Annotated in this window: 12 protein-coding genes; 8 read left to right on the forward strand and 4 right to left on the reverse strand. The window is 44.5% G+C overall.

Going from position 1 to position 25,625, the window contains the following annotated elements:
- The 4 genes from H524_RS17445 to H524_RS0108685 form a co-directional block, all read left to right on the forward strand.
- The coding region (locus H524_RS17445) for an autotransporter outer membrane beta-barrel domain-containing protein (protein WP_027939935.1) at positions 1–2,427 on the forward strand (2,427 nt) is incomplete at its 5' end.
- 985 nt (positions 2,428–3,412) lie between these two features.
- Entirely contained in the window at positions 3,413–7,984 is a 4,572-nt protein-coding gene (locus H524_RS0108665; RefSeq protein WP_027939936.1) for a beta strand repeat-containing protein, read from the forward strand.
- A gap of 733 nt (positions 7,985–8,717) precedes the next feature.
- Complete coding sequence (gene ilvA, locus H524_RS0108670) at positions 8,718–10,250, forward strand: threonine ammonia-lyase, biosynthetic (protein ID WP_027939937.1); 1,533 nt, start codon at positions 8,718–8,720, stop codon at positions 10,248–10,250.
- 1,215 nt (positions 10,251–11,465) lie between these two features.
- Complete coding sequence (locus tag H524_RS0108685; RefSeq protein WP_027939938.1) at positions 11,466–13,151, forward strand: flagellar hook protein FlgE; 1,686 nt, start codon at positions 11,466–11,468, stop codon at positions 13,149–13,151.
- Between the two features lie 463 nt (positions 13,152–13,614).
- Here the strand turns inward: H524_RS0108685 and H524_RS0108690 are convergent, their stop codons facing one another.
- Positions 13,615–14,547 carry a hypothetical protein gene (locus H524_RS0108690; protein WP_027939939.1) on the reverse strand — a complete coding sequence of 311 codons (933 nt, stop codon included), beginning with the start codon at positions 14,545–14,547 and terminating at the stop codon, positions 13,615–13,617.
- A gap of 639 nt (positions 14,548–15,186) precedes the next feature.
- Between H524_RS0108690 and H524_RS0108695 the strand changes: the two genes are divergently transcribed.
- The 4 genes from H524_RS0108695 (at position 15,187) to H524_RS15070 (ending at position 19,443) form a co-directional block, all read left to right on the forward strand.
- A complete protein-coding gene (locus tag H524_RS0108695; RefSeq protein WP_027939940.1) occupies positions 15,187–16,167 on the forward strand; it encodes a flagellin N-terminal helical domain-containing protein in 981 nt (326 codons plus the stop codon).
- Between the two features lie 196 nt (positions 16,168–16,363).
- Positions 16,364–17,353: a flagellin N-terminal helical domain-containing protein gene (locus H524_RS0108705; RefSeq protein WP_027939941.1), complete on the forward strand. Its 990-nt coding sequence runs from the start codon at positions 16,364–16,366 to the stop codon at positions 17,351–17,353.
- Between the two features lie 193 nt (positions 17,354–17,546).
- Positions 17,547–18,536 (forward strand): flagellin N-terminal helical domain-containing protein, encoded by a 990-nt coding sequence (locus tag H524_RS0108715; RefSeq protein ID WP_027939942.1) that lies wholly within the window; start codon positions 17,547–17,549, stop codon positions 18,534–18,536.
- Between the two features lie 376 nt (positions 18,537–18,912).
- Positions 18,913–19,443, forward strand: a complete 531-nt coding sequence (locus H524_RS15070) for a GtrA family protein (RefSeq protein WP_084281726.1) — start codon at positions 18,913–18,915, stop codon at positions 19,441–19,443.
- 432 nt (positions 19,444–19,875) lie between these two features.
- Here the strand turns inward: H524_RS15070 and H524_RS0108725 are convergent, their stop codons facing one another.
- The 3 genes from H524_RS0108725 to H524_RS0108735 form a co-directional block, all read right to left on the reverse strand.
- Positions 19,876–22,530, reverse strand: coding sequence for an ADP-ribosylglycohydrolase family protein (locus tag H524_RS0108725; RefSeq protein WP_027939943.1), 2,655 nt, complete (start codon positions 22,528–22,530; stop codon positions 19,876–19,878).
- 151 nt (positions 22,531–22,681) lie between these two features.
- Entirely contained in the window at positions 22,682–24,172 is a 1,491-nt protein-coding gene (locus tag H524_RS0108730; protein WP_027939944.1) for a helicase domain-containing protein, read from the reverse strand.
- A 206-nt stretch (positions 24,173–24,378) separates the two neighbouring features.
- The gene (locus H524_RS0108735; RefSeq protein WP_027939945.1) at positions 24,379–25,200 is read right to left on the reverse strand and encodes a helicase domain-containing protein; all 822 of its coding nucleotides are present in this window, start codon (positions 25,198–25,200) and stop codon (positions 24,379–24,381) included.
- Positions 25,201–25,625: the final 425 nt, after the last annotated feature.

Here is a 25,625-nt window from a genome sequence, read left to right on the forward strand (position 1 = left end):
GGCGTAACCGACAACTACTTTGTCGGTAATACTATTGTTTCTGGTAGCGACACAGTTGCATTACAGAATGGCGGTGCTTTAACCTTATCAAATGCCAATGCTAACGGCGCTAATGGCCAATATGTAACCGTTGATGGTGCAGATAAGGCTGTTGGTAACGTTAAGTTTGAGGCAGACAACACCCTCGTACTCGGCGGTGCTGGCGGTAAGATTGGCTCCGTTACTGCTAAAACAGATCGCTCAGGCTCTGTAACCATTGCTGACGGTGCCAATGTTGAAGTTGTAAAAGACTCATTTGGTGATTCTACTAATGCTTTAGGCACAGTAAACATCAAGGATGGTGCTCAGCTTAACGTTAAGTCTGGCTCCGTATTTACAAATGACTTAAAAGTTGGCAAGGGTGGCTATGTCTTTGCTTCCGGTGATGTAGTTGTTAAGAAAACTGCAACCATCATGGGTGACGTTGATGCAACTAACCTGACCTTATCAGGCACTGGTACTGCAGATGCTAAAGTTCAGCATGCTATTGCTGGCGGCGCAACTATTGATGCTGATAAGCTTACATTAGCTGCAAACAACACCTTAACAGTGGGTAAGGATGGCAAAGACACTTCATCTGCTAACGTATTTGTTGGTACTTTAGATCTTGCAAAGGATTCTATTCTGGTCGTTGATCCTGAGTACTCCGAGCCTGCTGCTTTAGTAGTTGCTGAAAGCCTTGACACAACTAAAAAAGAGCATGATGCAGGTACCTTAAATGGTGGTGCTTACGTAGGCATGAACTCCGCTCTGGGTATCGGTTTTACCGAGGCAGAGTTTAAGGATGTCATGGCATCTTACTTAGTTGATGGCAAGTTCAATGAGAATGGCCTCAAGAACGCCTTAGTCCTTAACAAGGCTGTCACCATCGCTAATGGCAATGGTATCGTTGTAAACGCTGGTCTTAAGGCCGCTGATGTACAAAACAAGAAGCCTGCTGCTGATACATTAGAATTAGAGTCTGGTGCTGGCTTAATCATCACTGATAATGCATTTGGCGCTGATAAGTCACAAGCTGCTATTACATTTGCTGCTCCTGCTGGAAGTACTGGAACTACTGTAGCTGCTACAGTTAAGGCTGCTGAAGGTGCCAAGATAAGCTTAGTTGGTGATATTACTGCTAAAGATACTGGCCTCAAGATCTTTGCAGCTGGTGGTACTGGCGGTTCCGTAACTGCAAGTGGTGATTTAGTTGTTGAGGCTGCTGGTGGTCTTCTGACTTATACTTATACCAACGGTGCTGTTCTATCAACAACTCCTGTAACTCTCCAGCTTGATGCTGAAGTAGAGAAGCAGATTCGTAGCTTAGTATCCGCTCCTGTTGGTCAGATGTTTGTTGACTATGCAAATGGCGAGTTCTCTGGTGCTTCAGGCTTAGGTTATGACTTTGTAGTTAATACTCTTACTGCTAAGCAATACGGTGCAATCGATGCTGCTGCTCATGCTGCAACTTACGCAGGTGCCCAGCAGGCTGCTGTTGCTGCAGTAACCACCATGGCTGACGCAATGTTTGGTCGTGTTGGCGCAGTTGGTGTAGAGGCTGCAACCATTTCTGCTACTGGCTCACAGGCTAACGGCGGTGTATGGTTAACCCCAATGTACAAGTCTGTTGACTCTGACGGCTTCAATGCAGAGGGCGTATCTTATGGCTCAGATGTTGATCTTGCTGGTGTAGCATTTGGTACCGATACTGTAAACGGCAACATGCGTTTTGGTGCTGTATTCAACATCGGTTCTGGTGATGCAGAAGGCAAGGGTCAGGGTAATGGCCTCAAGGACGAGTTTGACTACTACGGCTTTGGTATTTACTCAGCAATGGGCTTTGGTAACTTCGCTTTAGTTGGCGATGCCTCCATGACCGTAATCTCTCACGAGGTTGAGGGCTTAGATCTCTCTGGCAAGGCTGACACCAAGGCTGTTACTATGGGCTTAACTGGTCAGTACACCATATCTACTGCTGCAGTTGATGTAACTCCACACTTAGGTGCACGTTTCATCCGCCTCAACACCGACAGCTATGACTTAATGTCCGCTGATGGTGCAATCGCTACTACAGACTTTGATGTGCAGAACGTATTCTCCATCCCACTGGGTGTAACCTTATCTAAGGCATTTAGCACCAGCGGCTGGACTTTAGCTCCTAGCGCAGACTTAACTGTTGCCTTCAACACTGGCGACACTGAGGCTAAGTCACATACCCAGTTCAACTGCACTAAGCCAATGGCTGTTGCTATGAACACTGAGGTGCTTGATGAAGTTCAGTATGGCTTAACTGTTGGCTTAGGTGCTCAGAACGGTGCATTCGGTACCTCATTTGGTATCAACTACACTGGCTCTTCCAACACTGACAGCTTCGGCATTAACGCACAGTGCCGCTACATGTTCTAATTTAGATGTAGCAAGTTACTTAATCTAAAGATCGTGCCAAAGGTTTTTAACTCCGGGCACGCTTTATAAAGCGATCATGGCCGATGCAAGGGATAGTGCAGAGGTCGTGGTTGCTTTTGTCATTAAATGGGGATGATTTGGCGCGTTTTGAATCTGGATAAGGCTATGTGCCTATGAATGAATTAAAAGCGAGCATCGAGTTCTATGTTAAACAGGGCTTGTCGTTATAGAAAATGATTAACAATGCAGTGAAGAGCTGCTTTAATGAACTTGTATGCTACGACCAAACATTGGGTCGTACGCTTTACCTGATTGGTAAGGTTGTTTATGCAGCAAATACACGTAGAACACGATAAATCTGCGGTTAATTGCAATGCATCAGCTCAAAAAGATTACCCAAATATAACTGTTCGAATATCTGGAGTGCCATGTCATAAGGTAACTACCATTCAAGCTTCAGGCCTTAATTGGGTGCTAATTATCCTGCATCTTCTTTGATTTATCACCATATGTATAGTTAGTATACATGGGGGGGGGGCAAGCAAAAAACTGATTTTTCATGTATTAATCAAGGCAGTCGAAACACTCACATGGTTTCAGTATCTTACTGTCGATACAAGCTTAATAAGCTTATTAGATCCCTCCTTATCTGCATCTTTTAATATCAAATCATTAACTTGCTTTGCCCTTTAAAGCTTTATTTAGTTGTTTCTCAATGTACATGCTTGTACTAATAAAGCATGGACTGTATTAAGCATGCTCGAGATACAATATACATCACATGCTAAAGAAAGTTCATTAGGTAGAGGCACGTGTCTGTTGATGATGGGATAGGGACTGCCTATACTCTTTAGGTATTAGAACTCCTAATCCAGCTCAAACATATCAAGGCTATCCTAGAGCCGCAAATGCATCATTACACCTGCCTTTTTAAGTGAGCTTCAGTTAAACAAACATCATTTCATAAATCACACAAGCTTTACAAATGAAGCAAACCAACAATGCCATTAAGTTCTTAATGGCCCAATACCGCGCTATCTTCAAGAACGCCAATATCGCCATGGTAGCCGCAATGGCCGCCGCCGCTTTAGCTTCTGGCCAGGCTCAGGCTGCTGCTACTGAAAGCTTCAATAATACTGAATTAGGTAAGTTAGCTGCTGCGACAGAGATTAAAGTTACCGGCGCTTCAGCACAAGCCGGTGAGTCCAAAAAACTGGAACTTACTGGTGGTGCAACTGACAAAAGCTTGGCGCACACAATCACAATCTCCGCAGGTGCTGCTGCTAATACAATTAAAGGAACTGCAGGCTCAGCTGACGTTAATCTGAGTGCCTCATCTCTTAAAATTGCAGGTGCATCTAAGGATGAAGCAAAGTTAACTATTGGCGATGGTAAAGCTGCAAATGCAACTAATGTTCAGCTTAAAGACATCACCATAACCAAGAGTGGTTCTCTTGCACTTACAGCTAAATCTGATGCTCAGCCAGGTCAAGGTACAACTGTAACTGCCGAGACAATTACAATTGGTGGTGGTGAAACTCCAGGAACTGATTCTTCTGCAGTAACACTTGATAAGCTTACTTCTCTTTCTGGAACCACATCATTAACCATAAAGGAAGGCGCAGCTGTAACTGTATCCGGTGGCGCAACCTTAGGTGGTGGTGCTATCACTGTTGAAAACGGTTCTATTACTTTAGGTACTGCAAGTGATGCAGACAACATTGGCGTTATATCAACTACTGGCAAGTTAGATATCAAAGGTGGTGAGGTTTCAGTTGCTGCAGGCGGATCAGCAAAGATTTCTGGCCAAACTATTGATTTAGCAGGTACTTTAACTAACGCTGGAACTCTTTCTGTTTCTGGCCTGTTAACTGCAAAAGATCAAAGCACCGTTGCAAACAGCGAGTCAGTGACTTTTGAAAATGGCTTAGCTGCAGATAGTGGTAGCACTATCAATAACAACACAGACGATAAGACCATTACCCTGAAAGGTACATCCACCTTTGCAGAAGGTGCAACTGTTTCCAACAGTGGTGACCTTGTTGTAGAAGGTACTGCAACCTTTAACAGTGCAGCTGCAAACATTACAGCAGATGCTGCCTCTACCCTGAAAGTTGTTAGTGGCGGTACTGTGCACATTACTGCAGCTGCTTTCAAGAAGTTCTTAACTGGTACTGTTCAATCCGCACAGGGTACTAGTGGTGTAATCAACCTTACAGATTCTGGAGATACTGGCATTGCTTTAGGCGATGGTGGAGCAGGTGTTTTCACTTCTGCTGGTGTCATGAGCGGCAAGCTTGGTGTTGAAAACCAAGGCTCCCTCAAAGTTACAGCAGATAAGGCAAAGTTTGAGGGTGCTAATGAGGTTTCTGGTGCTGCAGCAAATGCTGGCGTAACCTTAGCCTTTAATGAGTTATCTTTAGGTAAAGATTCAGCAGCTGTTGTTGTCAAAGGTGTAAACCTTGAGATCGCAAAAGATATCAAGATCAAGGACAACAAGGGCCTTACTCTTCAGAATGGCGCAAAGCTGACTCTTAACGGTACAGGTAAAGCATTAGACCTCGAAAGCATCACTTTAGGTGAAGCAACTCCTTCTTCAGGTAGCCTTAATGTAGCTAGTGGTGCATGGGGCGTTAAGACCCTGACCGTTACTAAGGGTGAAGCTAAAGTTGAAAAGGGCGCAAAACTTACTGTAACTAAAGGCTTAACTACTACTAATGCATCCGGTAAGCTCGTAATTAATGGCGGTACCGTGAACGCTAAGGATGTTGAGACCTTAAAGCTTAATGCAAACGGTGCCTCAATTACCAATGCAGGTAAGTTAATCCTTAGTGCGGGTAAGGTTGTAAAGAGTGACTTCACTTTAGATTCAGGCAACTACGCAAAGTCTGCTGTTGATGGCACTACCGACGCACAGATTAGCTTACTCGACGATAGCGGAAAAGCTATCTATATGACTTTTGAACAGTTTAAACAGTTCCGTATTGACACTGGCTTCAAGGGTATCTTTGATATCAAGCTGTCTAATACACCTGAGACCCGGCCACAGATGGGCTTAGGTGGTACTGGTGGTGTATTTGCAGGCGTAACCAACGGCTACGAGAACGTTCAGGGTAAGGTAGACTCTACTGGCGTAAACGACAACTACTTCATTGGTAATGCAGTGGTTCAGGACGGTGATACCGTAGCTCTAAAGGTTGACGGTGCTTTAACCTTATCCAATGCCAATGCTAACAATGCAAATGGTCAGTACGTAACTGACAATGTTGGCGGTGTTGGTAAAGTAAACTTTGAAGCAAACAACACCCTCGTTCTTGGTGGTACTGGCGGTAAGATTGGTTCTGTTACTGCCGCAAATAATGGCTCAGGCTCTGTAACCATTGCTAACGGTGCTAATGTTGAAGTTGTTGCCGGCTCATTTGGTAAAGATGCAAATACTACTCTTGGCACAGTAAACATCAAGGATGGTGCTCAGCTAAACGTTAAGTCTGGCTCCGTATTTACAACTAACTTAAACGTTGGCAAGGGTGGCTATGTCTTTGCTTCCGGTGATGTAGTTGTTAAGGAAACTGCAACCATCATGGGTGACGTTGATGCTGGCAAGTTAAGCCTTGAAAGCGCTTCAACCATTGCTGGTGGTGCAAAAGTTGACGTTGCAACTCTTGAGCTTGGCAAGGCAACTAGCTCCTTAACCATCGGTAAGGATAAGGTTGACAATGAGCCTAGCTCAACTGCCGCCGTATTTGCTGAGACCCTTATGTTCAAGGCAGGCAAGATCTTCGTTGATCCTGCTTACACTGAGAATGCATCAGTTCTTGCTGTTCAAGAGATTAAGGCTGGTGAGAACAAAGAAGACGTGGGCGTATTAGCAGGCGGTCTTTATGTTGGTCAAAACGCTGCTTTCGGCTATGGCTTTGATGAAGCCGAGTTCAATTCAGTAATGGCTAAGTACCTTGTAAATGGCAAGTTTGATGATCCTAGAGTTCCTGGCGCAACTGGTCGTGCTAATGCTTTAGTTCTCAACAAGCCACTTTCAGTTAAGCACGATAATGGCATTATCGTGAAGTACGATATTACTGATACAACTGTAAACGGCAATATTCCTAAGAACTCCTTACAGCTTGGTACGAACGCTGCTCTTATCATCACCGAAAATGCAGTTGCCGGTAATAAGGCAGCAATTACCTTTGGTTCAGGCGTTACAAATGCAGCTGGTTCTGCATATACAGCAACTGTAACTGCTGATGAAAGCGCAGTGATTTCATTGGTTGGTGACTTTAACGCTAAGTCCACTAATATCAAGCTCTTTGATACTGTAACTAACGGAGCTGGTGCTGGTTCCTTATCAATTACCAAAGATATCAAAGTTGAGGCACTTGGCGGCTTAGTTGTAGGCACATTGAGTTCAGGTGCAAATGGCACATTAGGTCAGCTTGGTCTGTCTGACAATGCTAAGACTATGGCATATGAAGGGGTTGCACGTCCTGTTGGTGACTTCTTCTTAGGTCTTGCTGATGGTAAGTACGCTCTTGACAAGAACCAGGTTGGTTACGACTTTGTTATCACTACCATGAACGTTGATGGTGGTTTCAAGGTACTTGATACCGCTGCTCACGCTGCAACCTATGCAGGTGCTCAGCAGGCTGCTGTTGCCTCTGTAACCACCATGGCTGACGCTATGTTTGGTCGTGTTGGCGCTGTAGGCGTTGAGGCTGCTTCAATCTCTGCTACTGGCTCTCAGGCTAATGGCGGTGTTTGGTTAACCCCAATGTACAAGTCTATGGACTCTGACGGCTTCAATGCTGAAGGTGCTTCCTACGGCTCTGATGTTGACTTAGGCGGCGTAGCCTTTGGTGCTGATACTGTAAACGGCAACATGCGTTTCGGTGCAGTATTCAACATCGGTTCTGGTGATTCTGAGGGCAAGGGCCAGGGTAATGGCTTAAAGGACGAGTTTGACTACTACGGCTTCGGTATCTACTCAGCAATGGGCTTTGGTAACTTAGCTTTAGTTGGCGACGCTTCCATGACCGTAATCTCTCACGATGTTGAGGGCTTAGGCTTACGCGGCAAGGCTGATACCACTGCAGTAACCATGGGTATCACTAGTCAGTACACTGTTGCAACCCCAACTATTGATGTAACTCCACACTTAGGTGCTCGTTTCATCCGCCTCAACACTGACAGCTACGACTTAGTTGGTGCTGATGGTGCAATTGCAACTACTGACTTTGACGTACAGAACGTATTCTCTGTACCATTAGGCGTAACCTTATCTAAGGGCTTTGTAACTGGCGGCTGGACTTTAGCTCCTAGCGCTGATTTAACCGTTACCTTTAACGCTGGCGACACCGAGGCTAAGTCAACCACTACCTTCTCAGGTATTGCTCATGGCATCAACATGAACACTGAGGTGCTTGATGAAGTTCAGTATGGCGTAACCTTTGGCTTAGGTGCTCAGAACGGTGCATTCGGTACCTCCTTCGGTATCAACTACACTGGCTCTTCAAACACCGACAGCTTTGGTGTAAACGCTCAGGCTCGTTACATGTTCTAATGAGCTCTTAGCTAATACAAAATCTATAGACTGCGCTTGAGACTTGATGTTTATAGCGTAGTCTAGCTAAAGCGATCATGGCTGATGATGGGGATAGATCATCAGCTATGGTCGCTTTTTCGCTTTATGGGATACGAGATCTGTGTTGATTGGCCCTTGTGAACTCGGCTCTAAATAGGCCTACACTCAATGCTCAAATCTCAATGCATTTACTAATCTGCATTGGTTTTACTGGTCGTTTTATCAGGACTCAGCATTTGAATGCTTATGCTTTGTGTCACTGAGGTAGTTATGCTGTTGTGGCGTAGCGTAGCGAGCGTGGATTGCAGATTTGTCTATAAGTTGAAATGCAGTAGAGGGTAGGGGAGTATGCACCAAAGTTGCGCACCATTTTTGCCCAAACATTAGTCAAGATAGGCACTTGCGGGGCATCGCAGTTTAGGCTTAGTTTGCGTGCTACTATCGAACTCATTATTTGAGGCCACTCTTTGAGTGGCATTGTTTTCTAGATGTCGCGGTTACAACTCTAATAACGACCGCCGCATCGACGCAAACTCTTTTAACTTGGTAAAGGCAGTAAGTAGGGCGTCACTTCATTTTGCTTGTATATCTTTGCATTGCCACATTATGCGTGCATAAGAGTGCTATGAATTGATCTTTGCTTGGCCTCTTTACTTGGTTTGAGTTGGTATGTATTTAGAGTTTGCGTAAGACAGATTTTTAGGAGCGCACCATGAGTCAAGAGAATGCATTAAGCGGGCAGGACTATCTTCGTAAGATCTTGCTTGCACGCATTTATCCTGTTGCTCGTTTAACCCCACTACACAAGCTTGAGAAATTATCCGACAAGATTGGTGGTGGCAAGATTTTACTCAAGAGAGAGGACTATCAGACTGTTCACTCTTTTAAGATTCGTGGTGCCTATAACAAGATTCGTCAGCTCTCTAAGGAGCAATTAAGCTGCGGTATTGTAGCCGCATCTGCAGGTAACCATGCACAAGGTTGTGCATTATCAGCCAAGAACTTAGGCTGCAAGGCAGTCATCGTAATGCCTAACACAACCCCAGACTTAAAGGTGGATGCAGTGCGTCGCTTTGGCGCTGAGGTAGTGCTGTATGGCGAGAGCTTTAACGAAGCCTATGACTATGCTCAAAAGCTCTCAAAGGAAAAGGGTCTTACTATGATCCCTCCTTATGACGATCCAGATGTTATTGCCGGTCAAGGTACAGTTGCTCATGAACTCATGGGTCAGTGTAATGATATCAGCAGCATCTTTGTTCAGATCGGCGGCGGCGGTTTAGCGGCAGGTATCGCCGTATATATCAAGAACCTCATCCCTCACGTAAAAGTTATTGGTGTTGAGGCTGAAGGCTCTGCCTGTATGAAAGCTGCAGTAGATAATGGCAGCCCATGTAACATTGGCTTTGTTTCCCACTTTGCTGATGGTGTAGCTGTAAGCCGTGCCGGTGAAGAGACTTTCCGTCTGTGCAACGAGTATCTTGATGACATCATCACTTGTTCTAATGACGAAATCTGTGCTGCTATGAAAGACATCTTCGATGACACTCGTGCTATTGCCGAGCCATCAGGTGCTTTATCCTTAGCTGGCTGTAAGAAGTACTTACGTCAGCACAACATCAAAGAAGGCAATCATATTGCCATCATGTCAGGCGCTAACGTTAAGTTCAACACCTTACGTATGGTCGCTGAGCGCTGTGACGTTGGTGAAATGACCGAGGGTATCTTCTCAGTTGAGATTCCTGAAGTTAAGGGCTCATTCTTAAAGTTCTGTGAGACTATCGGCAACCGTCATGTGACCGAGTTTAGCTACCGTGTTCACCGTAGCGATCTGGCACGTATTTTTGCCTCTATCGAGCTTACTGAAGGTAAAAAAGAGCTCAGTTACATCACTGGTGAACTTGAGCAAGCAGGCTACAAGGTTACAGACCTAACTGAAGACACACTGGCAAAAGATCACGTGCGTTACATGATCGGTGGTCACTTAAAAGCAGGTGAAAAAGAGCGTTTATTCCTCTTTGAGTTCCCTGAGACTAAGGGTGCTCTCAATGACTTCTTAACTAAGCTTGCCGGCTCTTTAAGTATTTCTCTATTCCACTTCCGTATCTCTGGTTTAGAGTACTGCTCCGTACTGTGTGGCTTTAATGTTACCCATGGTAATGACGACTTAGAGCAATTCATCAGCACCATCAATTACCCATACATCGAGGTAACTGATAACGCTGCTTATCAGCAGTTCTTAGTCTAATAGGCTATAAGATCTCAAAGGCTGATGAATCATGGCTAAGGATAAGTCTCAACCATCCATCTAGCTATAAAAGATCATCAAGGCGCTCCATGCCATCAACCATGGCAGCGCCTCTTTTAGCTAGCCTCCTAGGCTTACTGAAGCTTAAAGGACGCGCAATCACTTACTAAATGCATCCTCTCGTGATCTTTAGTTTATAGGTTATTCTTCTCAAGCTTAACTGCCTTGTTAGAGCTAAATAGCTGTTACATACACCTCTCTAGCCGAATAACTAAGAGCCAGACGCTATCCTTCCTCGTCTAAATGTCACAGGCATAAAACAAGAGCCGTCGCTTATCAATGCGGCATGCAGTTGCAGAAGTAGTTTGCCTAGCAGTTCACATCATTTTACGTATCTTTATAAAACATATCACTATTATTGTAACGATAGAATCAATTGCTTCATGTAACTTGCCTTAGAGCAATAACAGTTGAGTAGGCCGCTATTTGCGTCTTATGTACAGTAAACATAATCTACCGAGCAGTATAGCGCTGACTAGTATCAGGATCATGAAACTCATAGCTTTTATGATGTTATGGCCTAGTGTTAGTAATTCACAAGGCTGGTCAATTACTAACCATACTCAGACTCTATGGTCTATGAGGCTAAAGGGCACATTTGATAAATGACATGCTAAGGCGCATACAACATACAAGACAAAGACACACAATGGCAGCTGCGGTGTACAGACTCTGATACAGAGCTTGTACTGAATGTGGCTTTGGTTTTTAGCGGTTCCATTACTCCATGATCCTGCCTTGACGTGAACGCATTGCATGACCAATCCTTGTGGTTCGATAGGTACTCATCCAGTTGGCTAGGTCGCTAATAGTCAGGTTGTGAATGCTAAGAGGTCACGATGCATAATCGTGACAGTATGGAGGTTACGGCGTTGGTAAGGAGCAGGTCTAAGCTTTCATGGATAGTTGTAAAGCATAGCGGCAAGATCTGCTATTGAATAGGCGATCTCATTGCCGCGATAGGTAGAGTTACGATTTTATGGATTTTAAGATCGCGGTGATTTTAGTTATAAAACATAGCGAAAAAGGCGTATTTAAGGCATTTGACACACTTTTTGTGTATATGGCATTACCTTTGCTCATTAAACTTTGCACTTTGGCTACACTTTTTCCAAAGTGAGTAGCCTAAATAAGTTTTTGTAGTGGAGCAACGCTATGTTCGGAACATCAGTTAGCGGTATTAAGAACTCTCAAAAGCACATTGATGTGACTTCAAATAATATCTCTAATACCAATTCATACGGCTTTAAGAAGTCGCGTGCAGAGTTTGCTGACGTATATGCCAATAGCGTCTTCACAAACTCCAAGACCAATGCTGGTATGGGTGTACAAAACACCGTAGTGTCACAGCAGTTTGTACAAGGTGCACTCTCTGGTGATACTGGTAACCCACTGGATATGGCAATTCAGGGTAATGGCTTCTTTGTACTTGAGGGCCCAGGCTCTGATGCACAGACCTTTACTCGTAACGGCGCTTTCCAGATCAACAAGGAAGGCTTCGTAGTCACCGCTATGGGTGATTTCCTGCAAGGTTGGGACGTAAACCCAGATGGTACTACCACCTCCTTAGACCTTAGCAACACCCATAATATTCGTCTACCAGCCGACACTGGTGCACCTCAGATGTCCACCAACATCTCTATCGGTGTTAACCTTCCAGCCGATAAAGACCCTGTGGAGTCTGCAATGCCAAAACCAAATGATCCATGGTCTGGCAATGCATTCCAACAAGGCTTCCAAGATTTTCCGCAGGGCGGCGTTATGCGTGGTGAAAGAGGCGGTCCTAACGATAAACCTGATCAAGCCAAATTTATTCAGTACTACACTAATTTTGATCCAAAAGATGCAAGCACTTATCAGGCATCTACCTCTCAGACTATTCACGACTCCTTAGGTCGTGCTCATACTCTGACTTACTACATGATCAAGACAGGCCCTGATGCTAAGGATTCTAACAACACTAACTGGACTGTAATCCCATACGTAGACGGACACCCAGTGGATGTTAAAGGTAAGGGTCTAGGAGCAGATGCTTCTTACAAGGATAATCCTGTATGTATGACTGTTCCTGATAACAGCAAGTCTACAATTGCTGGCTCAAACCTCTTTGGTTTCCAAGTTAAGTTTGGTCCAAACGGTGAGGTCTTAGAGCAGTACCCAGGCAAAATTGAGCTTGTAAACCCTGCTGATGCTGCAGCTGCAAACCAGAAGGTTCCAGGCAGCTTACGCCATGCGCTCTTTGGTAACCCAAATGCGCCAGCTAACTCTCCAGATGCTACAGGTGTTCTTGCTGCAAACTTTAATACAAATGTACAAGACCAAACCTTTAAGAAAGATGGTCAGGCTGGCAATGACGGTAGCTTACATACTGCTTTAGGTCAGGGTATTGAGCCAACTCAGATGCTGAATATTCAGTTTGCTGCAAGCCAGTACGGCTCATCAAACTTCTCTGTAAGTCAGGCTCCTACTAACGATGGCTATGCTACAGGTATTCTGATCGGCATGTCAGTTGATGAAAACGGCATTATTCAGTGTGAGTACTCCAATGGTCAGGTAAAGAATATTGCCAAGGTAGCTATGGCTGATTTTGCCAATACCCAAGGTCTGACTAAGATTGGTGATACTCAGTGGAAGCAGTCTAATGCATCCGGTGAGGCTATTGCTAAGGAAGCTAACTCAGGCTCATGTGGCTCTATTAAGGGTTCAAACCTCGAGCTCTCCAACGTAGACCTTACCAATGAGCTTGTAGAGCTTATCACTGCACAGCGTAACTATCAGGCAAATGCTCAGTCGCTGCAGACACAAAATACTGTTATGGACTCAATCCTCAATATCCGTTAATTAACTTGAGTCCATACCTAACTTACGCCGAGCTTTGACTCGGCGTTTTTAATTGTACTCCACCAATCATCTGCCTCTTATCATTAAAGCCTCAGTACTAGCGGCAATCCATTAAGTACTTCAAAACCAAGTACAACCATGTACAAGCTTAGAAGACCTTAGGATGATATCAAGTTATATAGTGGTCGAGGTGTAGCAATACAAAGCTCTTTGTGCAGATGCGACAGACTATGTACGATGGATTTGCTAGCAAGATCTTTCTACATCATTACAAGCAAGGTAAAAAGCATTTAGCTCTGGATTGTATTGCAAGATAAAGATAATCGCCAAACGCTAGCAGCAAGACAACTGGATAGAAGCTGAGCACTGTATGCAAGAGGGCTAGAGGATAAAGGATATGATATGCGCTAAAGCAGGGTAGTGCTGGGCAGTTGCTTTAGCGCACTGAAAGGAAGAGGTATGATTAACCGCCGCAGCGACGCCATGAGCTGCTGATACGGTAGCGGTGATCGCCAGTAATGTCTTCTAAGATAATTGGAGCCTTGCTAAGAGAACGACGATTTTTCATTGGGAGAATGCGTGTTCTGCCATGATCGTTTAATAGCAAGAAGAGATTATCCAAATTACCTTCAGGCATGAAGTTAAAGCGGGCCATAATGCCATGGCCATCAGTAATCATAACGTGCTCAGGATGGTCACGGCTAAATGAGCCATCAGATCTCTCGTGTGAGATACAAGCACGCAAAGCAGTACCCATTACAGGATTAGGACGGCTTACTGGTGGTCGATGAGACGGTCTATGTGGGTAGTATGCATCCGGAGTAGGCGGATAAGGCATGTAATCAGGGGCATTCTCATCAAAGTTTGGTCTGTAACCTGGTCTAAAGTGCCCACCATTTGGACCATGGGAAGGGCGAGCATTTTGACCATATTCACTCGGTGGCGGCGCTGGTTTGGTCTGATATTGATTGTAGTAGCTGTCCGATGCGCCGGAGTCATTAGTGCTTGTAGACCACTGATAGTGGTTAGGGCCATAACTCTCCCCGTGAATACTACGGCTAGCGCGGTTTAAGTCCTCGTATGCAGGAATACGATGCTGCTCAGCATTGTTTTTTAATTGCTCATTTGAGTAGCGTCGAACTTGCTCTTGACGATCAACACTAGAGTAGGCATTGCCTGAGTTGTTGTTCAGGTTGCCAACAGTAATGGTGCGCTTATCTGAGTAGATATCACCGCTCACTGAGTTATTTGACTCAACTTGATTAGGAGAAGGCGTGCTATTTGGATGCTCCACATCGCCAGTGCCCTCATAACGGTACTGATGAGAGAAGTCTAGCTCAGAGTTTGCCTGAGAAGGCATAGCTAGAGCGGCCAAAAGAGCAGCTGGTAACAGCATTAAACTAGGCATCCTATTGTGCATCACTTCCTCCTAGTTATATGGCAAGTTTGCAGTGGGGTATAACAATTACCTATAAATATTTTACGGCATGAAAGTTAGCACTATATTAGCAAGCGCGAAAAAGACTCGCGTTCTACTCTTAAATCTCACATTTTTTTGCTGTTGGTCAGTCCGAGATCACCAATCGAGGTTCAAAAGTATCGTTTATCAGTTTGCTAAGCACAACAGGACGTAGTTAAGCGTGTAACTGCCGCTCAGAAGCCATAACAATCCTGCGTAATTCTTTAACAAGCAAAAAGCTTGAAGTAGCAAATGAAATCACCCACTTGGCCACTCATTTTAGGCAGTACTGCAAGCGCACAATCAATGCTCACTCTCAGTAAGAATAGACATCATGGTATAGCCAAATAGCAAGATCATGGACGCACCGTTGCCGTGTGGCAAAGGATTGCCACGTATAAAGTACGTAAGTGATGGCAAGACTGTTTATGAAACACTGGCTTAAACAAGCTCTTTATACACATTTAGCCAAACTGCTTTACGAAATAGGCACAGCTCTTGCTCAAAGCCGATTAGGAATGATATTGCCATGATCTTTTACAAAATGATCATGGCCTGCCTTATGAGAGAGATACCATGGCTTTATATGTTAATACGAATGTTAGCTCTATCAACGCTCAGCGTAAGCTTGCTAACTCTACCTTAGCACTCAATACCTCTTATCAGAGACTGTCCTCAGGTCTTCGTATTAACAGCTCTAAGGACGATGCTGCCGGTCTGCAGATCTCTGATCGCTTAACATCCCAGATAAATGGCTTAAATCAGGGAAATCGTAACGCTAACGACGGTATTGCCTTAGCTCAGACCATCGAAGGTGCCTTAGACGAAACCACCAACATGCTGCAGCGTATCCGTACCCTCGCAGTACAGGCTGCTAACGGTACCAATACCCAAAAGGATCGTCAGGCACTTCAAGAAGAAGTGAAGTCTTTATCTCATGAAATTAGCCGAATTGCCTATAAGACAACATTTGCTGGTGCAAATGTATTGATGAGTAAGGATGCAACTACTGGCGCAGGTGGTACTGGCGGTAACGTTAAGCTTGATACCTTAAAGAACGGTGATGGTGATTATTACTTCCAAGTAGGTGCTAACGCCCAAGATATGATTAAGCTTCGAGTACTTGACGGTTTTCATATCAATGGCATCGCAAAAATGGCACAACTTGATATTAAAGACAATAAGCAAGATGCAGTAGGTCAAAATGGTACTGGTCTGTTTTACACCAAGGCTGCCACACCTTCATTAGCATACTTCTTGGTCGACACAGCATCTGGCGCTCAGAAGACTTTAGCCAACATCGACAAGATGATTGAGGCAGTAGATTCCAAGCGTGCGGCCCTAGGCGCAATCCAGAATCGTATGGAAAGCACCATCCGTAATCAGAGCTCTATTGCTGAGAATGAATCTGATGCACGCAGCCGTATTCGTGATACCGACTTTGCATCTGAGACTGCAGCTTTAACTCAGAACCAGATTATTCAGCAGGCCTCTCAGACCATTCTGAGCCAGGCTAATCAGCGTCCAACTGTGGCACTTAGCCTCTTAGGTCGTTAATACGTAAACATAGATTTTAAAGACTCGTATCACTTAAGGCCGCGTACTCTCCTTTGCGGCCTTATTTGGTGAGAGTTTGTAGACAGTTTATTCGTAAGTGGCAGCTATGCCCTTTACGAATACATTGATTGCAAAAGCAAGGTGGAGCACGGCGTCTAAGCTTCTCTGTCCTGCATAGACGATATTGGAGAGAATCATGGCTTTATACGTTAACACTAACGTGAGCTCCATCAACGCTCAGCGTAAGCTCGCTAACTCTACCTTAGCACTCAACACCTCATATCAGCGTTTATCCTCAGGTCTTCGTATCAATAGCTCTAAGGACGACGCTGCAGGCCTGCAGATCTCTGATCGCTTAACATCCCAGATAAATGGCTTAAATCAGGGAAATCGTAACGCTAACGACGGTATTGCCTTAGCTCAGACCATCGAAGGTGCCATAGACGAAAACACCAACATGCTGCAGCGTATCCGTACCCTAGCAGTTCAAGCTGCAAACGGTACCAACACTGCAAAAGATCGTCAGGCTCTCCAAGAGGAAGTTACCTCTTTAAGCCATGAGATCACCCGTATCGCCAAGAAGACCACCTTTGCAGGAGCTCTGGTATTAGATGGCGCAGGCGACAACACCTTAACTCGAGAAAAGAACATTGCTGGTGCTGCTAACAAGGCTAAAAAAGGACAATATTTCTTCCAGGTGGGCGCGAATTCCATGGACGAAATCACCATGGATACTCGTGGATTCAAGATCTCAAATGCACTTTCAGCCATGAGTGCCTCTAAGTGGCCTGTTGGTGCAAATGGAACCGTCGGTACTGAGTTCTCAAAAGCAGGCATTATCACCAAGTTTGGAAATCAAACTGTTTATTCCAATGCACGCTTCTCAGTGTCAACTGCTTCAATGGCTCAGATCACTTTAGCCAATATCGACAAGTTCATTGAATACGTGGATTCTAACCGTGCTGAGCTAGGCGCAATCCAGAATCGTATGGAAAGCACCATCCGTAATCAGAGCTCAATTGCTGAGAATGAATCTGATGCACGCTCACGTATCCGCGATACTGACTTTGCATCTGAGACTGCGGCTTTAACTCAGAACCAGATCATCCAGCAGGCCTCTCAGTCTATTCTGAGCCAGGCTAACCAGCGTCCAACTGTCGCATTAAGCCTCCTAGGCGGTCGTTAGTCGCTAAAAACAAATAATCTCTCATATCACTTAAGGCCGCGTGCTCTCATTTCCGGCCTTATTTGGTAAGAGGTGGCAGACAGTTTATTCGTAAGTGGCAATGATGCCCTTTACGAATACATTGATTGCAAAAGCAAGGTGGAGTAGGGCCTTTGAGCTTCTCTGTCCTGCATAGACGATATTGGAGAGAATCATGGCTTTATACGTTAACACTAACGTGAGCTCTATCAACGCTCAGCGTAAGCTCGCTAACTCTACTTTAGCACTCAACACCTCATATCAGCGTTTGTCTTCAGGTCTTCGTATCAACAGCTCCAAAGACGACGCTGCAGGCCTCCAGATCTCTGATCGCTTAACATCCCAGATAAATGGCTTAAATCAGGGAAATCGTAACGCTAACGACGGTATTGCCTTAGCTCAGACCATCGAAGGTGCCTTAGACGAGCAGACCAATATGCTGCAGCGTATTCGTACCCTCGCAGTTCAGGCTGCCAACGGTACCAACACTGCAAAAGATCGTCAGGCTCTTCAAGAAGAAGTCACTTCCTTAAGCCACGAGATCACCCGTATCGCCAAGAAGACCACCTTTGCAGGAGCTCTGGTATTAGATGGCGCAGGCGATAACACCTTAACTCGTGAGGTTGCCATTGCTGGTGGTGCTAACAATGCTAAAAAAGGCCAGTATTTCTTCCAGGTGGGCGCGAATTCCATGGACGAAATCACTATGGATACCCGTGGCTTTAAGATATCCAATGCACTTTCTGCGATGAGTGCTAATAAGTGGAAAGATGCTGGTGGCGCTGATATTAACGATAGTTACTCCAAAGCAGGCATCATCACGAAGTTCAACAATCAGAAAGTAATGTCCGATGCACGCTTCTCAGTGTCTACTGCTTCCATGGCGCAAATCACTTTAGCCAACATCGACAAGTTCATTGAATACGTGGATTCTAACCGTGCTGAGCTAGGCGCAATCCAGAATCGTATGGAAAGCACCATCCGCAATCAGAGCTCTATTGCTGAGAATGAATCTGATGCACGCAGCCGTATTCGCGATACCGACTTTGCATCTGAGACTGCAGCTTTAACTCAGAATCAGATTATTCAGCAGGCTTCTCAGACCATCTTAAGTCAGGCTAATCAGCGCCCAACTGTCGCATTAAGCCTCTTAGGCGGTCGTTAGTCGCTAAAACCAAATAATCTCTCATATCTTTTAAGGCCGCTTACTCTCATTTGCGGCCTTATTTATATGTGCAGCAAGCGTTCAACCGGCTCTTTCTAAGGCGTGCCTAGAGAATAGGTTTTACCTTGTGACTTGCATGAGATTTGGCCTGTATGCTGTTCTGCTCATTTTCAACTAAGCTCTCTCGATTATCATAGGCTACATAGCGTCGCATTGTGTGCTTTGAGCTACTGTGCTTGTGTTGCCTAAATATTTTTACTTTGGTTATGCATTATTTTTGAGTAAAGATAGGGCATTAGGCATCGCTTTTGTCAAACTTGCTTGACAGTCTGTGCTCAGTAGATTATTTTGCCACTCCTAAATCGAGGAGCATCTTATGGCCTTAGAGTTTATCCGCAGTCCCTTATTTAAGCAGATTATGCGCTTTGCCGTTACTGGAGGCATTGCCTTTGTTATCGACTTTGGACTGCTGCTTATCTTAACTGAGCTAGTACATTTAGATTACTTAGTCTCAGCTACCATCTCATTTATCGTCTCAGTATGGGTTAACTATGTATTGAGCATGATGTGGGTCTTCACCCCAAGCAAGAAGCAAAAGTCGCTTACTCGCCTCATCATGTTCTTTGTGCTCTCAACCATAGGCCTGTTTATTAATAACGGCATTATGTGGTTTACTGTAGAGGTCTTGGCCATTAGCTATATTATAGGCAAGCTCGTCGCCACCTTCATCGTGATGGTGTTTAACTACATCACCCGTAAGATGCTTATCGAAGGCCGCAAGAAGCGTGAGGCGCAAGCTGAGCACCTTGATAACGCCGCAGTCGAGACCTTAGACACCGCTAATGTCATGGCCGATGCAAATACCGTATCTGCTAGTCCAGCCGTTCCAGCCGGAGAGAATAAGTAATCGCCCCTCAAAATGCGCAGTAGCCTTAGGTTGTTCTTAGCTACTGCCTAACCCCTCCGGCTATGTGACTTTGTAAAACAGCCCCTCATACAGCTCTACAGCTATCTATCCATCGGCTGTAACTTGCTAAGGTGAAATTTACTCACCGCGCATAGCTCTTTACCGTTCCTCATGGGGCGCTATCTACAGCGCCCGCACATGCAGTCAATGCTGTCGTTTGTCATCCAACCATTGGCCATCACTTTGAAACGCAGGATTCGCTACTACCATGTCTTGCTTGCTGTACAAATTGTCCTTATGGTGTCAGCCTGTCCTTATGTATCACACGTCCTGCTTGAAGCATGCTAAAGTCTGTTTATCTCAGCCTTGCCTAGCATGCTTAAGACATGCTCTGTGCAAGGGTTAGGCTGCTCGCCGTGGCTTTTGTGGTAGTTAAGCTTGGGTGACGGTACCAAATACCTCTACGATATTGCCATCTGGGTCTTGCGCTCTAAAGAACTCTTTGTCGCTCTTAGGCCATGGAGCAATGGCACTTATGATAGTAAATGATGATCGCTTCAGCTGCTCATAGGCCATTCTAATATTTGACACATCCAAAAAGATAAGAGAGCGCAGTCTAAAGGCATTAGGTAAGCCACATTTACTTTGCAGATAGTTTGAAACAATTAAGGTAATACCTTGCTCAAAAGAAACTGTATTACGTGTTTGCTTCTTAATGGTAAGGCCCAAGCAGTCTTTGTAGAACGCAATTGACCTTTCAAACGACTCTGCACATACCTTAAAGCCTGCCTGATAGCATTGCACCACGGAGCTATGGTTGTCTCTAGCGGTGCTAACCGTGCTTACTGCCGAATGATTAGAGCTAGGCATATTTCTGTAGATAGCTTCATTGTTTGTAGCATCTGTCGCATGGGAGCTAGCTGCTAGAGTATCTACATCTAGGTTGTTAGCAGTAGAAGCAAGTGTCTCTTGAGTTGGAGCAGCTGCCCTGGTGCTGCTATTGCGGGAGAATGCTTGTGCATGTGTCCCTGTAATTAAGCTATCAAAACCGATAGTGTCATCTGGGCTTTGAGAGCCATAAGATACGACAGGCGCATTGGCATTAGCGTTTATGCTGGTGTTTGCATTTGCGTTTGTGTTTGCATTTGGACTTTGAAGTGCATGAGCGCTTGAGGTATCTGCAGGCTCTGTATAGCTTGAGGTGCTCGCTTGCATAGCCGCTCTAGACGCTTTGAGAGCTGACGAACCTTTAGTGGTATCAGGGGCATGGCTTGGGGCTGGCGGCGCTGCTGTTGCGTCATCGTCTTTATCTTGCTTAATGGTTTGTGAGGTTTTGACATAGAAGGTCTGGCCGTCACTAGCCTCAATTCTGGCAAAGATATATAACTTGTCGCCCGTATCATCTGAGCGCTCGAGCTTATAAAAAGTCTTGCAACCAAGGCCAATAGGCAGCACCTTGTCAGTTACAAAGCCATACCAAGGGGTAGAGATATGTCCAGAATATGCCTGACGCATGGTGGAGGCAATCTCGTCTGCACTGTGCATGGCCTCTGATGGGTTTGCTTGCATATCAGCATCACTAAGTAGGCTGTTGGCAAACAGTCCCTCATCAAAAGCTGTATCTTGAGCGGCTTTGCTTTTGGCTTTCGACTTAGCTGCAGCGCTCTTAGCTTTTGTGCTGTCCTTGATTGGCTTAAAGAAATTATTTGACCAAGTGCGCTCACTAAACTTTTGACCACCAAGCGCCATAGTCTTGATAGTGGCACCATCTAAACATGGCTGAGTATAAGCACTATTAACTAAGGCATGAGCATAGTCACGTATGCAATCTTTATCTTGTACCTCAGCAAGAGTCTCACCATCGATAAAGCCTTCTCCATATACTGAGCCTAAGAGTGCTGCGGCCATTGAGGCATTAGTATCGGTATCGGAGCCCTTAGCAAAGGCAAGTCGTACAATTCCACGTACAGGATCATGTAGATAGGCACTTGCTTGGTATATAGCCACTGCTGCAGCTACAGTACCAGCACCACTAACATTTTTGTCAAAGCAATTGAGTTCTTTTAGGCTATTGTCATTGAGCTTATCAACTTGCTCATAGAAAGCAGGGCTGGCTACATTTGCTCCTGTAGCGCTCTTTACCTTAGCTAAGGCTGCTGCAATATGCTCACAGGAGCTTGCTGCCGTGACTAAATACTTTTGCATAGTAGCCACTGCCTCATCCCATAAAGCACGGTAGGAGTAGTTAGCACCTGTAGATGAGCTATCTTGTGCAAGCTCAATAAAGCTCTCAGGCAGATCATAATCTAAGGCACAAGCTGACCACTCATCTATGGCATCTAAGACGACTTTAGCAAAGTTTGCCTCATAAAATAGTTCTGCAGATGGGTAAGGGCCTACACCATTACCGTCTATAGCTACACCCTCACTACATCCCTGAGTAGCTTCATTGCCAGTTTGGGCAGAGAGTAGGGAGTTATTTGCTAAGCTCCCTTGGCGCAGTGCATACCACAAAGCATAGCCATAGGCTAAAGCACCCACTAATGCCTGCGGGTGTCCATGGGTGGCAATACCATCGAGCAAGATATTATGCGCGGTGTGCCCAAAGTCGAGCTTATAACCCATAATGGCATGAGGCAGCACACGCATGGCTACACCATTACCACCTGCATTAAAAAAGCGCTCTTTTTCATCAGAGAGCCATGGGGCTATGCCACTTGCCCAGGCCTTAACTGCACTTTTAGTAGCACCGCCACCACCACGCTGATACACCTGCCAAAAAGGAAGCTCCTTGGTTGTGTAGTGCTTATACCACTGATCTGACTTTAATAGAGCACGCGATAGACACAAGATCATTTGCGTATCGTCGCTATAACTGCCTTTTTCAATGTCGTAGCGCAAGATAGCAAAGCGCGTCGACTGATCTCTTTGCCATGCTCTAAGCTTATGCCATGCCCCTGCCTCAGGAGCTTTGGCCTTATTGCGACTTCTCTCATTAGGCCAGCCTAAAGCATCACCATAGGCAGCACCTAACATGGCACCCAAGGCACGGTAATGGATAGTAGAAGTTGCAATGTCAGTAGTCATAGCAAAACCTTAATATTGAGTTAACCAGGCCTCTTAAGGCCTTGCTGTTACTTAAGCTTAACTAGATGCTAGTGCTAATACACTATAGCTGCGCATAAGCAAGATAGAAGCATCAAAGCGCAAAAGCACCGATGCTCCACTCTTTGATGGACTAACCTTCCTCAAAGTGATCTAACAGATGGCTGAGATACTTGCTGATCTTACCTGAGTAAAGGGCATAGAACTCATCTGCTGCGCAATTGATGCCTGTATAGATAGTTTTAGCAGCAATGAAGAGATCTTCAGGGCTGAAAATGGTGTCAAACTTCTCTTCAGACATAAAAGGCATACACACAACATCAAAAGTAATGCCCTTAGTTTCCAAGGTAGTGCCTATATACACGCCCTTAGGCATCCTAAGCTCAAATGCACTTACGTCTTTTAGCTTTTGGGCATATGGCACCATTTTGCTAAGGCGTGTTACCTCAGTTGACTTGCTCACAAGCAAAACAAAGCTTTTAGAGTCTTTATAGAGCGTGGCAAGCTTTTCAAGCTGCTCATCTTCAGCACTCTCGCTATCTACTCTTAGCACTTTAGGCTTAATTGCATCTGCCTTAGTGCCGTTAAACTCCTCATCGACACAAGTTGGCAGGCTATTGCTAGCTTGGTAATGAGCGAGTTTGTGCACTTGAACTTGAGAGCGGTAGTTAGTACACAGCTGCACACTTTGAGCACGGGATAAAAACTCTTTAGTCTCCAGGTAAATAGGATAGGATTTAAAGCCGAGCTTATCGCAAAAGAGTGTAAGTGAGCCATCTTCAGCTAGATGATTAGCTATAGCCTTAATCACACAGCTCGGTACATGGTTAGCATCATCGACGATGATGTGCTTAAACTTTGAGCTGCTCTTAAATTGAGGGTCTAGCTCACTCCATAAATAATGCATGATGTGCGGATCATAAGCGTATTTAGACTCTTTGATAAGTCGCTCATACGCTACATAGATCTTAAAGATAAATTGATAGAAGCTAGGTTCATCAACCTCTGCCTCCAAAAGCTCATGCGGCTTTATAGATCGTAGCTGTATATGCTTTAGGTACTCATCTGAATCTAAAATACTCTCTACCGTTATGATCCTGATTTCTTCAACACAAATGGCGTAAATATCCAAGGGTGCAAAGCTTGGATAGGCTTGTTTTACCTCATCGATAGCGCTGCTTATAAGCGCTGAACGAGTCTTGCCAGTACACTGTAATGTTTTTTTCTTGATCTCTTCAAGCGACAGACCAAACTTATGGGCTAAGTAGGCTTTAACATCATCTGTCACCATGAGCCTAAAGCTATTAAGTTCAATGCTCTTAAGCGCGTGAGCAGTCAAAGAGTTTTGCACAATAGACATAAACTGCGCATTACGCAAAAGCACTAAGGTCTTGCCAGCATTGTCATTAGCATCTTTACGGCTTAAGTAGACAGCTCTTAAGATACTTAAGGCAGACTTGCCAGAACCACTGCAGCCACTTATAAGATTAATACCCTGAGCAGGTAAGAATAGGGCATCAGACTGCTTGTTATCGAGCTTATCAATTAAGCTATAGACAATAGAGTCCTGATTAAGCCCAGCTTGAATGCGCTTAAGAACTTCTTTGCTCAATGATATGTACATGAACGCTCTCTCATTCGTAATCTGATTATCGCCTAAGGTGCTTTCTGACCCATAAGTTATAGCTGAGTGTAGGCCTCGCTATCAAGCTTCTCAAGAACTACAGTGCGAGGTTAAGAATCTTATTGTTAAGACTCTCGTTACTTCTCAGCCTCGACCCTCTTAAGCCAAAGGATTTCATGCAGCTAATTGCATTTTCAATAAGGCCATCAGCTTTCAAACTTATCGAGCACACATTCTAGATGCTTGGTCAGATTGCCTGAGTAAATTACACCTAGAAACTTAGATGCGCAATTAATGCCTGTATAGATGCTTCTGGCCGCCTCTAAGTCATCTTCTTCATTAAAAAGGGAGTCAAAAGCCTCTTCACTCATAAAAGGCAAATATACTACATCAAAGGTAAGCCCCTTCGCCTCTAACATTGCTCCAATATATACGCCATTGGGCATCTTAAGCTCACAGCTACTTAATTCCTTAATCTTTTTAGCATTGGGTAGTATCTTGCTTAAGAGTGTTACTTGTGAACTGTTGCTCACGAGAAAAGCGATAGAGCTAATGCCTTTAGAGTTCGATACAATATTTATAATCCTTGCTTCTTCCTCACTTTTGCTATCTGCACAAATAAGAAGTGGTTTTACCTTCTTATATTGATTGAAATTCAAATCTCTTTCATCTAATTTTTGACCATTAGCTTTGGCAAATGTCGAAGCTAGAGAGTGTATTAGATGTTGAGATCGGTAATTACTAACCAGGATCTCATGATGAGCATGTGATAAAAACTCTAGGCTTTCAATATACAGAGGATAAGACCCGAGTCTATATTTATCTACAAATAGTGTCAGAGAACCACCTGGCGCAATGCTCTTGGTAAGGGCTTTGATCACGCAGCTCGGTACATGGTTCGCATCATCAATGATAATGTGCTTATATTCTGAGCAGCTCTTGAATGATGCAGGTAACTCACTCCACAATTGGTGAAGCAAATGTGCATCATAGGCGTATTTTGACTCTTTAATCAGTCGCTCGTACACAACAGCTATCTTAAAGATAAATTCATAGAAGCTATCCTCATCAACTTCTACATCTAAAAGCTCATGAGGTTTTACTTGGCGAAATTGTAAACGCTAATTCTCAGTCTTTTGGATCAGTATCTTACTATATTTTACATCCGACTTAATATAAATATCAAATTACAGCATAAATAAAGGATTTTAGATCTAATTTCTTGAAATAATTGTTGAAATAGTTCTCAGTATAATGTAAAATATACTGATCCACGAGGATCAATATTTTTGAGGTTAACTGAGATGGCTATTTTAAAGAATTTCCCAGTAATGGAAGTACCAGAATGGGCTTCTATTACTGAAAACAAGTATGTGGTCTATTGGACCAATGATAAAGACGGTCGTCATAAGCATCATATTGGAAAACTTGTCTCAGGACTCTCTAAGAGTGG

Origin of the sequence: Anaerobiospirillum succiniciproducens DSM 6400 (genome assembly GCF_000482845.1) — a bacterium.
In the GTDB taxonomy this organism is placed as follows: domain Bacteria; phylum Pseudomonadota; class Gammaproteobacteria; order Enterobacterales; family Succinivibrionaceae; genus Anaerobiospirillum; species Anaerobiospirillum succiniciproducens.